Below are 14,112 nucleotides of genomic sequence, written 5' to 3'. Positions count from 1 at the left end.
GGATGAGAATGCGCAGAGACAGGAAAACGGAAAAAACTTCCGGGCTGACGGTTTTCCGGAAGCTGAGGGAGAAAAAAGGCGGCTATATTGCAGAAGCAGCCATCATCGTTCCGGTATTCATTCTGGCGGTGACCGCCCTGATCGGCATTATTCCGGTAATTGCGATGGCGGAGAATCTGGTGTTTGCATCTTCCGATGAGCTCAGGCGGGAGATGCTGCTGTGCGGGCTTCATCCGTCTGCTTCCAGAATGCCGGTTCTTCTTGAGGCCCGTGTACACCGGGAAAACAGAGAGCTTCGCCATCTGTATATTACCGGCTATCAGTACAGGTTTTCTCACGGGACGATGGAGGATCTGATTGAAGTGCGGATGCTGGCAAAGGGCGGCGTGCATGATCCGCTTGGCCAATTCGATGATATCCGTTTCCCGGCACTGGTGACGGGAAGGGCCTTCACTGGACGGGTGAGAAGGGGCAGCGCAAGAGGAAGCTTCACGGATGAGGAGAGGCTGGTCTGGATCTTCCCGGAGGACGGGATCCGGTATCATCAGGAAAACTGTCAGCACGTCCGGGCCTGCTGTAAGATGCGGCCCTTGTCAGATGCCATAAAGAAGAAGTATCATCCATGCCCGAACTGTAAAGCCTCCTCTGCGTCTCTGGGAACGCCGGTGTACGTATTTGAGAGCGCGGGAGAGGCTTATCATTACGGGAGCTGCAGGTCAGTTACCAGGTGGTGTTCGCAGATGAGTCTGAATGAAGCGAAGAAGCTGGGCTATACGGCCTGCCGGACCTGCGGGGGATAATGCGGAAATATAAACAATATGCAGAAAAGGAAAGAGAAGAAGAAAGGAGGCCAGCAATGGAAGAACGGCTGGAAATCGAATATGGGCAGAGTGATCTTATGGAATATCAGAGGCAGATTCTGGAGACCGGATATACCGGCTTATTTCTGCCGGTTTCATTTTTGTCGGTGATGGAGCAGGACGGCTCCATGCGGCTTTCCGGGATGTTTCAGACGGAAGGTTATGTGAGCCTGCGGGACTTTCACGCGCGGGATGTCTGTGAGGCGCTGGATGTGGTGCTCTCGCTTCTTGAGAAAATGGTGAGGGCAGAGGATGTGTTCCTGTTTATCGGGGACTACCTGATCCATCCAGATCTGGTGTTTGTGAAGAGGCCGAAACAGGGCGGAGAGCTCGAGGCGGCCCTGGCCTGGACGGGAACGGACCGGGAACATGCCAGCTACATCTGCACCATGAATCAGTTCCATGATGGAATCTGCAGTGTCATTGATGTGCTGGAGGAGAACCTTCAGGGAGACGGAGCAGGATATCTGCGTCACGCCTGGAATATTTCGGCGGGGGAAGGCCTCCACGCCGGTGCTCTGAGGCGGAGAATCTACCGGGTGCGGTCCGAGGCTTTTGACTGTGGATACAGCAGAGGGGATGACCGGATGGAGCGAACGAGGAAATTCTATCGGGATCCCCTGGATGTGGCAGAAGAAACTGCGGAATATGCGAAGTAACTACTCTATTCTTCCTCTGTCACAAGCTGAAAGTCGATCTGCCGTTCTTCCGGGCGGGCATCCGTAACCCGGATCCGGACCGGATCGCCCAGTGCGTAGATTTTATTCGTTGCAGACCCGATCAGCCGGTAGCGGCTTTCCTCGAAGTTGTAGAAGTCGTCATTCATGGTGGAGATCGGAACCAGGCCTTCCACGGTGTTTTCCAGCTGGACGTAGATGCCGAATTCGGTAACGCCGCTGATGATGCCGTCGTATTCTTCACCGATGAACTTCTTCATGTACTGCGCCATCTTCAGCTTGTCCACATCACGTTCGAGCTCCTGGGCGGCGCGCTCGGTATCTGAAGAATGTACAGAAGCGTCTTCAACGGCGGAAATCCAGAATTTTCTGCGCAGCTCATTCTTATTTCCGTTCAGGATGAGCTTGATGATGCGGTGGATCATCAGGTCCGGATATCTTCTGATCGGGGAGGTGAAGTGGCAGTAATACTTGAATGCAAGGGCGTAGTGGCCGGTGCAGTCCGGGCTGTAATAGGCCTTGGTCATCGAACGCAGGAGCACGGTGCTGACGATGTTCTCATAGGGCTTTCCCTCAGCAAGTTTCAGGATACGGCTGAGTTCCTCCGGAGGCAGCGTATCCTTTTTTGTATGAAGGGTGATCCCGAAGAAGGCCAGGAAGTGCTTCATTTCCTCGATTTTGACCGCTTCCGGCTGCTCATGGACTCGGTAGACAAAGGGAATGTGCATGCGGCAGAAATGCTCGGCTACGGTCCTGTTTGCAGCGAGCATGAATTCTTCAATCAGACGGTTTGCGACGCGGCGGTCGGCAGGGTGGATATCGACAGGATTTTCCTGGTTGTCCAGAATGATCTCTGCTTCTTCGTGCTCAAAATCGATGCTGCCGCTGTTCAATCTGTTTTTGTTCAGAATTGCTGCGAGTTCTGCCATGTCTTTCAGTGCGGAGTAGATGTCGAAGCCGTGGTAATCAGAATACTGGCTGATCAAGGGGCTCTTGTCATCCTCCAGCATATCCGAGACGTCGTCGTAGACCATGCGGGCTTTTGAACGGATTACGCTCTCAAAAATCTCATGGCTCAGGATCTCTCCGGAAGGACTGATTTTCATCTCGCAGGACAGGGTCAGCCGGTCTGCACCTTCAAACAGGCTGCAGACGCCGTTGGAGAGGGATTTCGGAAGCATAGGAATGACGCGAGTCAGGAGGTAAACACTGTTTCCGCGCTTTTTTGCTTCCTTGTCCAGCCGGCTTCCCTCGGTGACAAAGTGTGCGACATCGGCGATATGGACGCCGAGCAGCCAGTTTCCATCCGGGAGCTTCTTTACGGAGACGGCATCATCCAGATCCTTGGAATCTGCACCGTCGATGGTCAGGATCAGTTCGTTCCGCAGATCCTTCCTTCTGGCCAGATCTTCTTCTGAGAGCGTTTCTGAAGCGCATCTTGCGGCTTCAGCTTCAACAGGGGACGGGAACTGTTCATGCAGGCCTGCAGAACGGATCAGGGCTTTGATTTCTGCTCCGGCTGCCCCTTTCCTGGCAATGATGTCGATGATTTTTCCTTCGGCATTTTCGTCCGGGCGGGAAGGGTAGCGGGTGATCCTGGCAAGTACCTTGTCTCCGTCTTTTGCTTTCCCGTTTGCGTGTCCGCGGATGAATACGCACTCCTTGTCGTTTTTCGCGACCGGTGCAACGAATCCGTTCTTTCCGCTGCGGTGGTAGGTACCGATGACTTCTTCGCGTCCCCGGTCGAGAACCCGGTCGATGATTCCTTCCGGTCTTCTGTCCCAGTAGATCTCCGGGAGCAGGTCAACCTGAACCAGATCGCCGTTCATCGCGCCTCTCATGTTCTCCTGATCAATAAAAATATCGTCTCCGTCTTCCATGACGACGAATCCGTTTCCGGATTTTGTTTTATCCAGACGTCCCTGGATGGCGGGTGTATGTTTGCGTTTACTCATAATTCTCCTTAGCTGTTAATGATTTCGGTTCTAGATGATTTCGGATGAAAAGCCTCTGTATTTCCCGAAGGGAAGGGCAGCCGGCGCTTCAACAGATTTCTTCAGAAAGTATATCCGCTGCGAAACTGTATTTATTCGTACCTGTATGCAGATAAAAAAAGGGCAAGCACGTTACGCGCTTGCCCGAAATAGCTTTTGTCAGAACTACTCAGCGTCCTCAGCAGACTCTTCTGCAGGTGCTTCCTCAGCATCAGCAGCTTCTTCCTCTTCCGGCTTGTAGTCTTCCGGAACCTGCTTCATGGAGAGGCTGATTCTTCTTCTCTCTGTATCGATGTCCAGGATCTTTGTGTAGACTTCCTGACCTACAGTCAGCTCATCACTGATGTTGTTAACGTGCTTGTTTGCAACCTCAGAGATGTGTACCAGTCCGTCCAGGCCCGGCTTCAGCTCTACGAATGCACCGTACTCCTTCAGCTGAACAACCTTGCCCTTGACGATCTGATCAACATGATAAGTCTCGTTAATTACAGACCATGGCTCCGGTGTTGTCTGCTTCAGGCCGAGGGAAATCTTTCCTTTCTCGCGGTTCATGTTCAGGATCTTGACGTTGATCTTTTCGCCGATGCTCAGAACCTCGTCAGGATGCTTCAGCTTGCCCCAGGAAATTTCGGAAATGTGGAGCAGTCCGTCGATTCCGCCCAGGTCTACGAATGCGCCGTAGTCGGTGAATCTCATAACGGTTCCCTCTACGATGTCGCCAACCTTCAGAGTATCCCAGATCAGGTCCAGTTTCTTCTGTCTCTCCTCAGCCAGTACAGCCTTGTGGGAGAATACAGCTCTGCCTCTTCTCTGATCAACACGGGAAACCTTTACAGTCAGAACCTGTCCCAGGAACTCATCTGCGCTCTCAACATATCTGTTGGACAGCTGGGAGAGTGGAATGAATCCGGATACTTCTTTGTAAGCTGCGATTACGCCGCCCTTAACAACACGGACAACCTTGACCTCAATATTTGACTTATTTTCAAGTGCTTCATTGATTTCATCCCAGTGCTTGTTGACTTCCAGTCTCTTCTTGGACAGCAGAATTCCGCCGTCGTTGTCGTCAGTCTTGATGACCTTGGCCTGGACCTCATCGCCGACATGGAACATGTCTGTCAGTGTCTGTCCTTCTTCCAGCGTAACCTCGCGCGCTGTCAGGATTCCATCTTTCTTGCAGCCCAGGTTGACGATGACCTCGTCGTCATTTACCTGATCAACCTTACCGGTTACGATCTCGCCGGTGTGTGGGAGTCTCAAAGATGCATCGATTTCGTCCATGAAAGCTTCCATCGAATTTGCAGTTTCGTTAGTGATATTGTCACTCATAACAGTAGTAACCTCCTTGATAGTACGTTCAGGCGTCGATGCACCTGCCGCAACACCTATTTTATTACAATTTCTCAATTGTTTCAATGGCAAATCATTAATATTTTCGGCAAAAAACGAGTTTGGGCAGTATTTCTGGCAGATTTCGTGAAGTTTTCTTGAGTTGGATGAATTTCTGCCCCCTAAAACCACCATCGCATCGCATTTTTTCGCGAGTTCCGCCGCCGCTTTCTGTCTCTGGGCCGTGGCGCTGCAGATGGTGTTGTGTATTTCAAGTTCCACATTCTGGCGCTTCAGTTCTTCGATGACAGAATCGAAGGTCTCTTCACGCAGGGTGGTCTGACAGACGACAAAGGCTGATCTGCAAGGGAAATCCTCAGCATCCTCCGCGCTGCCTAATATCATCCCCTGGTTCTCACACCACCCGTTGGTTCCGATGACCTCCGGGTGATTTTTATCTCCGATAATCACGACATTTTTCCCATCCTTCCAGGCGTCCTGCACCAGCTGGTGAATCCGGGAAACAAAGGGGCAGGTGGTGTCCACCAGACGGATTCCGTCCTTTTCAGCCTCTTGGTAGAATTCTTTTGTCTCTCCATGGGAGCGGACGATTACCGTTGACCCTTCTGGGACCTCAGAGAGATCCTCGATGATCTGCGCGCCTCTTTTTTCCAGTTCGTCGGTAACGTCGCGGTTGTGAATCAGCTGGCCGTGGGTGAAGAGCCGGCCGGGATGATCCTTCAGCTTTTCTGTCTCCTGATAGGCAGTTTCTACGGCCTTCTTGACACCGAAGCAGAAGCCGCTGTGCTGCGCTCTGATGATTTCCATTTATCTCTTTCCTTTCTTATTCCCCAGCTTCTCGTCCAGCTGCCGGAGAAAATGTTTAAACTGTTTTTCTGATCCGTTTTTCGTCGGATGGTAATAGGACACACCTGCCTTTTCCAGATTGTCCGGGAGATACTGCTGCTTTACATAGCCGCCGAAATCATGCGGATAGAGATAGTCCTTTCCGTAACCGAGTTTCTCTGCTCCGCTGTAGTGCGCGTCCCGCAGATGAGCAGGAATCGGGTCTGCTTCTCTGGTTCTCACGTCATTTAAGGACTCCTGATAGGCCTTCACAACCGAGTTGGACTTCGGTGAAGAAGCCAGAAGAATTACGGCCTGGCTTAAATTGATTCCGGCTTCCGGCCAGCCGACCATCTGGGCAGCCTGCACGCAGGAGGTGACGATGGATACTGCGGAAGGGTAGGCCATGCCGATGTCCTCAGAAGCGATCACCATGAGCCTTCTTCCGATTGTCATCAGATCGCAGCGCGCGTCCGCCATACGGGAGAAATAGTAGATCGCGGCGTCCGGGTCGCTGCCCCGGATGGATTTCTGAAGCGCGGAAAGAAGATCATATTCCGTGGACTCATCGTAATTGTTGACCTTCCGCTGGAGAGCCTCCCCGACAGCCTTTTTCGTTATTCTCCGGTCATCTTCGGGAAGATTCTCTGCAATGAAGCCGAGGGTATCCAGTGCGGCCCTGGCATCTCCCTGAGAAAATTCTGCGAGAAGAGAAAGTGCATCTTCCTCTGCAGAAAGCGGCGGATCCATGCTGCCCAGCCCCTTTCTCGGATCCTTCAGCGCTCGTTTCATCAGGATCACAAGATCCTCTTTTTTCAGCGGATAAAATTCATAAATATTTCTTACACGGCTTAAGATCGCTTTATTCACAGAAAAATACGGATTTTCCGTGGTGCTTCCGATCAGGTGGATGACGCCTTCTTCCAATGCTTTCAGAAGGGCGTCCTGCTGAAGCTTGTTCCAGCGGTGGATTTCATCCACGTACAAAACCGTGGACCGGTGCTGCAGTCCGTAGAACTTCAGGCGGGCGCCGTCCAGGATTTCCTTCAGCTCTCTGGTTCCGGAGACAGACGCGTTGATCTCATGGAACTCGCTGTCCATCGTCCTGGCGATGATGCGGGCAAGGGTGGTTTTTCCCGTTCCCGGAGGGCCGAAGAATATCGCGGAATGAAAGTTATGGTTTTTCACTGCCCGGACAAAAAGCGAGCCCGGATAGAGGAAATGCCGCTGTCCGGCAAACTCTTCCAGGCTGTCCGGGCGCATCCGTACAGATAATGGCTGCATGATATGCTCCTTGCTTTATATATTTTGTCTACTTCTCTCTCCAGAAAGAAGTTGAGAACAGCACAACGACCGGGTAGATTCCGAAACGTCCGATGATCATCAGAAGGGACAGGAAGAAGCGGATCGGCATGCTGAAGATGCTGTAGTCTCCGGACGCGAGCTTTCCGGCAAAGGCGCCGGAGTTGGTCAGCGATGCGATGACGGCGTAGAAGGTAGTGTCCAGACTCTGGTTATCCAGGCTGACAACCACTGCCGCGACGATCACGATCAGGAAAAACAGCATGATGAACACCGTGATGGAGGAAGCCTTGCTTGCAGGAATTTTATGTCCGTGGACAATGACCGCCCTGGTTGACCGCGGATGAATACGTTTGTAAATCCCCCGCATGATCAGCTTCCAGAAGACGACCGCTCTGGTGACCTTGATTCCGCTGGCCGCAGAGATGCTGCATCCTCCGATCATCATGAGGACCAGAAGAATGAAGATGCTGGTCGTCGGCCAGGAACTGGAAAGGGAAGCCGCGTAACCGGAGGTCGATGAAGTGGAGACGCAGACGGTCAGCGCGTCTCTCAATGCATTGACTACATTATGATATTTTCCTGTAATCATCAGATCTGCGGTGATCACAATGACCGCAACGGCGATGATGGACAGGTAGGAACGGACTTCATAGTTCTTCGACACGTGATGCCGGGTCAGGACGTAATAGTATTCGAGGAAGTTGATGGACGCCAGCAGAGCAAAAACGGTCATGACGATCCGGATATAGGACGTGTCTGCAGACTTCGAAATTCCGATCATTCCCGAAGTGCTGACATTGCTGAGGGTGTTCAGCAGGGCACTGAAAAAGGTCATGTCAGAAAAGGCGAGAAAAACCAGTTCTGCCGCAGTCATCGCAATATAGAAGTAGAGCAGGATCTTTACGGTTCCGGTAAAGTGCGCGGTCAGCTTGGCACTCTGTTTGCTGATTGCAGAAGGACCGCTGAGCAGCCCCTGTTCATTGATTCCCAGTTTCTGGAAAATCGTGATTGCGACAGCCAGCATCACGAATCCGCCCATCCAGCAGTTCATGCTGCGCCAGAGCATCAGGGCATCTGTCAGGTCTCCGCAGGGAACCGAATAGGTTCCTGTAGTTGTCCAGGAGGATACGGACATGAACCAGCCGTCAACGAAACCGATGTGTTTTCCGCAGATCCAGTAAGGCAGGGCGGACAGAAGAAGAAGGATCAGCGCGCCGGAAGCGACCATCAGGTAACCGTCCCTGATCAGCATTTTCCGTTCCGAGAGAGTCTTGCTCTTCTTCAGCACCAGCATGCAGAATCCGCCGATCAGAAGGCAGAGAACCGCCGGAATAAGAAAGGCGGTCAGGCTGCTGCTGTCTTTCTGAATCACTGCCAGCAGCAGTGGAATCAGCATGGAACAGCCCAGCGGAATAAATACTGCCGAAAATGTTTTATAGAGCAGTCGATTATTGATTTTCATCATTGAACCTCATATTTTCATTCAGCATTACGGACAAAATACACACCGGCAAGGGGACGCCTGCCGGACTGTGCTTAGTTTTTGTTCGAATTCCAGTAGCGCGGCGAAAGCAGGGTCAGAACCGTGAACAGTTCCAGACGTCCGGTGATCATCAGCACGGAAAGAACAATTTTTGCCCATGGCGCAAAAAATCCGAAGTTGTAAATCGGGCCGACTTTATTAAATCCAGGCCCCACATTTCCCAGACAGGTCAGTACCGAGGAAAATGTCGTCATGACATCGTAGCCGTTCAGTCCGACGATGATGCAGCCGATGAACAGAACCGCGATGTAGAAAAAGATAAAGTTGGAAATGTTGGTCAGCACTTCCCGCTCAACCGGCTTTCCGTTTACCTTGATGGTGTAGACTCTGGACGGATGAATTTTCAGCGCAATGCTTCGTCTGATCATTTTCAGGGCTACCAGAACACGGATGATCTTCGGGCCGCCTCCGGTTGAAGAGGCGCAGGCTCCGGTCAGGAAGGTGATCATCAGCATCATCTTGGAGAAGGTAGGCCACAGGTCATAATTTTTGGTTGCATAGCCGGTTGTGGTGATCAGCGAAGACACCTGGAAGGCCGCCGCGGTCAGGCTCTTGAAAGGACTTTTGATGATTCCGCAGGCGATCAGGTTGATGGTGATTCCTGCCGTCATCGCCAGAACGACCGCCATGTAGAGACGGAATTCAGAGTCCTTCAGCAGGGCCTTCGGTCCGTATTTTGGAATGCCGAAATACAGGTTGAAGTTGGTTCCGCACATCAGCATAAAGATGATGATAACCCACTGAATATACGGGCTGGTGAAGTGCGCGATACTGTCGCCGTAGTTGGAGAAGCCTCCTGTTCCGACTGTACCGAATGTCTGAACCAGAGCATCATAGAGATTCATGCCTCCCAGCATCAGCAGGATGGTCTCTGCAATCGTAATGCCGAAGTAGAGGAGGTATAAGTTCTTTGCGGTATCGGTATATCTTGCGGTCAGTTTATCCATGGTCGGGCCAGGCGCCTCAGCCTCTGCGATAGACTGTCCGGAAATTCCCAGGTTCGGCATGATGGCCGCTGTGAAGACGATGATTCCCATTCCTCCCAGCCAGTGGGTGAAAGAGCGCCAGAACAGCATCGACTTCGGCAGGGCTTCTACATTCGAAAGAATGGTAGATCCAGTGGTGGAAAATCCCGAGCACATTTCAAAAAATGCATCGTAGTAATGAGGAATCGCTCCGGAAGCGGTCAGAGGAACGGCGGCGACCAGAGAGACGATGAACCAGGTCAGGGTGACATACAGATAGCTGTCACGCTGATGCATTTTAAAGGATTCTGCAGGGAGGGCCTTCATGATGATAAGGCCCGGAAGGATGCAGATGCCCATCGTTGCGCCGAAGCAGGCCGCAGATTTCATTTCATGGTAGATGAATGCCGTGATCAGAGACGGAAAGATCGTGAGACCTGTTACAAATATGATTACGCCGATCAGTCGGACGATGTTTTTCATGGTGATATTCATTGCAGTAAGTTCAATCCCATTTCTATATATATTCAAGTGCCCCGCGAAAAATTCGCGAGGCAGAATAAGTTTCTGTTAAACAGCCGCAGATTTTATCTTTTTGGCTTGAGCAGTTTTTCCAGACTGCTGATGCTGGAAAGAAGCGAAAGCATGATCACATGATCGTTCCGCTTGATTTTCGTATCTCCGTCCGGGATGATCAGCTGTCCTTCGCGGTCGATGGCAGCGATAAGGATGCTGTCCGGAAGAGGAAGTTCGGAAATCGGCTTTCCGAGGAAGTTCATGCCGCTCTGGGCACGGACTTCAATCAGTTCTGCCTGACCCTGAATCAGTACAGAAGTAATGATTCTGCTGGTTCCCTGAATTTCACGCAGGATATTGCTTGCGGTGATGTCCAGCGGATTCAGCACCATATCGACACCCATTTCCTCGATCAGGTCCACGTAGTTTTCGTGGCTGACCTTGGCGATAACATCCGGAATACCGCGTCTCTTGGCAGTCAGAGCCAGGAGCAGGTTTTCTTCATCATATCCGGTTGCGGTGACGAATGCGTCCATGCCGTCCATGTTCTCATCTTCCAGCGTGGAAATGTCTGTTCCGTCAACATGCAGAACCATGACATTCTGAAGCTGCGTGGCCAGATACTGGCAGCGGGCAAGATCCTGTTCGACCAGCTTTACGGCAGCGCCGAAATCAGCCAGCTTCTGAGACAGGTAATAGCCGGTCTTTCCTCCGCCGATGATCATCACCTTGCGGAGCTGCGTGGAGCGCTTTTTATTGACTTTCCTGTGCAGGGAGCCGATTTTATCCCTTTCTCCGAGCATGTACAGAAGATCAGACTGCTCGACCGTATCATTTCCGTGAGGGATGATGACCTTGCCATTGCGGGACAGTGCCAGGACCAGGAAGTCCGGGAAAATAGAGCGGATTTCCGTGATAGAGCAGCCGATCAGCTTGGAATAATTTTTCGCCTCAAACTCAATCATGGAGATTTTTCCTGTGGTGAAGATTCCGTTCTGCAGCGTGTATTTTTCTGCCAGATATTTATAAATCTCTTCCGTAATCGCAAGATCCGGGTTAACGATCACATCCAGATTGAAGGTTTCACGGAGAAGATCGATCTGGTTCATGTGCTCCGGGTCTCTGACTCTGGCGATAACGTGGCGGCATCCGAGTTTCTTTGCCATAGCGGCGATGACGATGTTCATTTCATCGTTCGATGTTGCCGTCAGCAGATAGTCAAAGTGTTCAATGCCGATATCCTGAAGGACTGACATTCTCCGCGCATCTTCATTGATGGTCATCACATCCAGATGCTGAGAAATTTTATCCAGCAGGGCTTCTTTTCTGTCAATGATCGTAACGGAATAGTCACCGTTGGAAAGCGCTTCTGCAACCTTGTAGCCAAGCTTGCCGGCACCTACGATTGCTACATCCATTTCAAGCTCCTTTTAGAAGGCAGCAGCTTGATTACTGCTGCCGGTTAATCTGCAATATTAATACTGAGTATTTTTGTCTCATTTATTGTTAATCTGGCCTCTTGTATATCCATTTTGTCAAAAAACTAGACAAAATAAAGAATGGCGGAAATCATGTTCATGCACGCCTGCATCACAGAGATAAAGACGACGGTGAACAGCGTTTTCCAGCCATCAACATTCTATGACAGACGGTGTAAATTTGCAAGTGAATATTGGATACATGAGAAGAAAATTACTCGGGGTGACAAATGCAATAAAACGTTGAAAATCAGCAGAATTCCGCCGTTGTTTCAAGCGGCGGGCGCGTCTGGCCCACATTGTGCTTATGAATCTGAGCAAGCCAAAAGATTTCACGAATGAAGAAATATGGGATATACTATAGGAAATAAGGCAATTCATCGTGGGATTGCAACAAACCCTGTTGAAACAACTGCTTTTGGAGAGGAGCTGGAAAATGAAAATCAAGAGATTTCAGTGCGGACCGATTCTGGAAAACGGCTATCTGATTTATCAGCGAGACGGCGGCAAGTGCTGGATTATCGATCCGGGATACTGTCCGGAGCTGTACGAAAGGTTTATGGAAGAGCATCAGCTCAGGCTGGAGGAAATTCTGCTGACCCACTGCCACGATGATCACATCGGCGCGGCGGCAGCTCTGATGAAGAAATATAAATGCCCGGCGGCCATGCATGAGGAGGACATGATGCGCTGCAGTCTTCCGATCGACGATCTGTTTGAAGAGGGCGACGTGTATTCCATCAGCGACGGCCCGGAAGAGGAATTTTTCCTGGTCCTTCACACACCAGGTCATACCCCTGGCTCTGTCTGCTTTTTGTCGAAAAAGAGCAGGGTCTGCTTCACGGGCGACACGCTGTTCGACACGGATCTGGGCCGGACCGACCTTCCGGGCGGAAATGAAGAGGAAATGGTGAAGTCGGTGAAGCTTCTGAACGATCAGCTCGGCGATGACATCCACATTTACCCGGGCCACGAGGGAGACAGCAGCATGAAGGATGTCCGGAAGTACAACTCGGAATTTCTGGCTCTGCTGGCCGGAAAGAGCAGATAGAAGGGACAAAATATGAAGGAGCAAGAGGAAAATCAGTATAAGGATAAAGAATATAATAGTAGAAAAAAGATAAAAATGACGGCTCTGGATCTGGACGGGACGACGCTCCGGCCGGATAAATCCCTGTCGGATATGACGAGAAAGGCGCTTCAGCAGGCCAGCCGGGAAGGGGTGCATGTGGTTGTGACGACGGGAAGAGTCTTTTCCGCCGCGCCGGACGAGCTGAAAAACATGGAGGGACTGGAGTACATGATCAATTCCAACGGGGCTGTCATTACGAGGCTGCGCGACCGGAAAATCCTCTATACCAGCTTTCTTACGCCGGATGCTGTGGACGAACTGGCGGATTTTCTGAGGGGAAAGAAGCTCGATGTGGAAGTGTTCACCGGCGGAATGGCCTATATGAATGAGGATTCCTACCGGGAACTTCAGGAAGGAAAGGCGGATTACCGCTCGGAAGTGAGCCGGCAGTATGTTCTCAGAACCAGAAAGCCGGTTTCTGACATTCTCGCTCTGCTTGTTGAAAATCATGATAAGATTGAAAACATCAGCCTGAATTTCCGGGACATGGACCAGAGAGAGGCCATGTTTGATTTTCTTGGTAAACGGAGCGATGTGACCCTGACATCTTCCGTCTGGTATAACATGGAAATCGGCGGAAAGGGCACGAGCAAGGCATCGGCGCTGAAGGTTCTGATGGAGCGTCTCGGAGTGAAGAAGGAAGAGCTGATGGCCTGCGGAGACAGCATGAACGATGCGAAGATGATCCAGCTGGCGGGAATCGGCGTGGCTATGGAGAATGCCTGTGAAGAGGTGAAGGAAATGGCGGATTACGTGACGGAAAGCAATGCCGAAGACGGCGTCGCGAAGGCCTTTGCGAAGTTTGTGATCCAGGGGTGAAGGTTTCCGGTGAGGAAATCGTCAGCCGGGTCGTTCTGCTGATTCTGGGGATACCGATTCTGTATTACGATTATCAGATCGTCTGGATTTTAGGCTGTTAGAATTGAAAACAAGGAAAAACAGACCGGATTCTGGAAAGCCATGCAGCTTTCACAGGATCCGGCCTTTTGCGTTTTCTGCGTCGAATTTCCTCGAAAAACGTCGAAAAACGTTGAAAAAAGCCGAAAAAAGTTGATGGAATCGACGGCATGGCCTGGCGCATAATGAAAAGCAGGAGGTGAGCGGCATGACGAGGGACCGGAAACTTCTGGGAAGTCTGGGTGAACGCTTTGCGGAGGCCGTTCTGTTCTCTGAAGGCTGGCACATCCGGGAAAGAAATTACAGCTGCGTCCTGGGAGAGATCGACCTGATCATTGAACGGGGAATCGAGCTGTGTTTTGTCGAAGTGAAAACCAGGATGAACGCACGGATGTGCCGGCCTGCCGAGGCTGTGGACCGGAGGAAACAGAGAAGAATCCGCGCCGCGGCGCAGTGGTATATGACAGAAAACCGGATTCTGGATAAAAGGGTCCGCTTCATGGTCTTTGAAGTTACTGGTTCGGAAACCAGCGCGTCATTCAGCTGAACAGAACGATATTGAGATTATTC

At 51.3% G+C, this 14,112-nt stretch carries 11 protein-coding genes; 5 read left to right on the top strand and 6 right to left on the bottom strand.

Going from position 1 to position 14,112, the window contains the following annotated elements:
• Window positions 1-2: 2 nt before the first annotated feature.
• Together ACI77B_RS09865 and ACI77B_RS09860 are read left to right on the top strand one after the other, a co-directional pair.
• On the top strand, window positions 3-800 hold the full coding sequence (locus tag ACI77B_RS09865; RefSeq protein WP_409336643.1) for a hypothetical protein: 798 nt from the start codon (window positions 3-5) through the stop codon (window positions 798-800).
• Between the two features lie 56 nt (window positions 801-856).
• Complete coding sequence (locus ACI77B_RS09860) at window positions 857-1,519, top strand: hypothetical protein (RefSeq protein WP_409336642.1); 663 nt, start codon at window positions 857-859, stop codon at window positions 1,517-1,519.
• 5 nt (window positions 1,520-1,524) lie between these two features.
• Here the strand turns inward: ACI77B_RS09860 and rnr are convergent, their stop codons facing one another.
• From rnr to trkA, 6 genes are all read right to left on the bottom strand, one after another.
• Entirely contained in the window at window positions 1,525-3,492 is a 1,968-nt protein-coding gene (gene rnr, locus ACI77B_RS09855; RefSeq protein ID WP_409336641.1) for a ribonuclease R, read from the bottom strand.
• A 204-nt stretch (window positions 3,493-3,696) separates the two neighbouring features.
• Window positions 3,697-5,688 carry a bifunctional 4-hydroxy-3-methylbut-2-enyl diphosphate reductase/30S ribosomal protein S1 gene (locus ACI77B_RS09850; protein WP_409336640.1) on the bottom strand — a complete coding sequence of 664 codons (1,992 nt, stop codon included), beginning with the start codon at window positions 5,686-5,688 and terminating at the stop codon, window positions 3,697-3,699.
• Window positions 5,689-6,990 carry a replication-associated recombination protein A gene (locus tag ACI77B_RS09845; protein WP_409336639.1) on the bottom strand — a complete coding sequence of 434 codons (1,302 nt, stop codon included), beginning with the start codon at window positions 6,988-6,990 and terminating at the stop codon, window positions 5,689-5,691.
• 28 nt (window positions 6,991-7,018) lie between these two features.
• Window positions 7,019-8,476 (bottom strand): TrkH family potassium uptake protein, encoded by a 1,458-nt coding sequence (locus tag ACI77B_RS09840; protein ID WP_409336638.1) that lies wholly within the window; start codon window positions 8,474-8,476, stop codon window positions 7,019-7,021.
• Between the two features lie 71 nt (window positions 8,477-8,547).
• Window positions 8,548-10,014 carry a TrkH family potassium uptake protein gene (locus ACI77B_RS09835; RefSeq protein ID WP_409336637.1) on the bottom strand — a complete coding sequence of 489 codons (1,467 nt, stop codon included), beginning with the start codon at window positions 10,012-10,014 and terminating at the stop codon, window positions 8,548-8,550.
• Window positions 10,015-10,106: 92 nt separating this feature from the next.
• The gene (gene trkA / locus ACI77B_RS09830; protein WP_409336636.1) at window positions 10,107-11,453 is read right to left on the bottom strand and encodes a Trk system potassium transporter TrkA; all 1,347 of its coding nucleotides are present in this window, start codon (window positions 11,451-11,453) and stop codon (window positions 10,107-10,109) included.
• 496 nt (window positions 11,454-11,949) lie between these two features.
• On the opposite strand from trkA, the gene ACI77B_RS09825 reads away from it, so the two are divergent.
• The 3 genes from ACI77B_RS09825 to ACI77B_RS09815 all read left to right on the top strand — a co-directional run bounded on the left by ACI77B_RS09825 (window position 11,950) and on the right by ACI77B_RS09815 (window position 14,089).
• Window positions 11,950-12,564, top strand: a complete 615-nt coding sequence (locus ACI77B_RS09825) for an MBL fold metallo-hydrolase (RefSeq protein WP_409336635.1) — start codon at window positions 11,950-11,952, stop codon at window positions 12,562-12,564.
• A 12-nt stretch (window positions 12,565-12,576) separates the two neighbouring features.
• Window positions 12,577-13,464: a Cof-type HAD-IIB family hydrolase gene (locus tag ACI77B_RS09820; protein WP_409336634.1), complete on the top strand. Its 888-nt coding sequence runs from the start codon at window positions 12,577-12,579 to the stop codon at window positions 13,462-13,464.
• A gap of 286 nt (window positions 13,465-13,750) precedes the next feature.
• Window positions 13,751-14,089, top strand: coding sequence for a YraN family protein (locus tag ACI77B_RS09815; RefSeq protein ID WP_409336633.1), 339 nt, complete (start codon window positions 13,751-13,753; stop codon window positions 14,087-14,089).
• Window positions 14,090-14,112 lie beyond the last annotated feature (23 nt).

The sequence above is a fragment of the Eubacterium sp. F2 genome, from assembly GCF_046244355.1.
Classification (GTDB): domain Bacteria; phylum Bacillota; class Clostridia; order Peptostreptococcales; family Anaerovoracaceae; genus Aminicella.
This window is presented reverse-complemented; position numbering and strand designations above follow the sequence as displayed.

Bases quoted from the DNA above. Each gene is read 5' to 3' on its own strand.
- ACI77B_RS09865 (WP_409336643.1), top strand. From the start codon at position 3: ATGAGAATGCGCAGAGACAGGAAAACGGAAAAAACTTCCGGGCTGACG.
- ACI77B_RS09860 (WP_409336642.1), top strand. From the start codon at position 857: ATGGAAGAACGGCTGGAAATCGAATATGGGCAGAGTGATCTTATGGAA.
- rnr (WP_409336641.1), bottom strand. From the start codon at position 3,492: ATGAGTAAACGCAAACATACACCCGCCATCCAGGGACGTCTGGATAAA.
- ACI77B_RS09850 (WP_409336640.1), bottom strand. From the start codon at position 5,688: ATGGAAATCATCAGAGCGCAGCACAGCGGCTTCTGCTTCGGTGTCAAG.
- ACI77B_RS09845 (WP_409336639.1), bottom strand. From the start codon at position 6,990: ATGCAGCCATTATCTGTACGGATGCGCCCGGACAGCCTGGAAGAGTTT.
- ACI77B_RS09840 (WP_409336638.1), bottom strand. From the start codon at position 8,476: ATGATGAAAATCAATAATCGACTGCTCTATAAAACATTTTCGGCAGTA.
- ACI77B_RS09835 (WP_409336637.1), bottom strand. From the start codon at position 10,014: ATGAATATCACCATGAAAAACATCGTCCGACTGATCGGCGTAATCATA.
- trkA (WP_409336636.1), bottom strand. From the start codon at position 11,453: ATGGATGTAGCAATCGTAGGTGCCGGCAAGCTTGGCTACAAGGTTGCA.
- ACI77B_RS09825 (WP_409336635.1), top strand. From the start codon at position 11,950: ATGAAAATCAAGAGATTTCAGTGCGGACCGATTCTGGAAAACGGCTAT.
- ACI77B_RS09820 (WP_409336634.1), top strand. From the start codon at position 12,577: ATGAAGGAGCAAGAGGAAAATCAGTATAAGGATAAAGAATATAATAGT.
- ACI77B_RS09815 (WP_409336633.1), top strand. From the start codon at position 13,751: ATGACGAGGGACCGGAAACTTCTGGGAAGTCTGGGTGAACGCTTTGCG.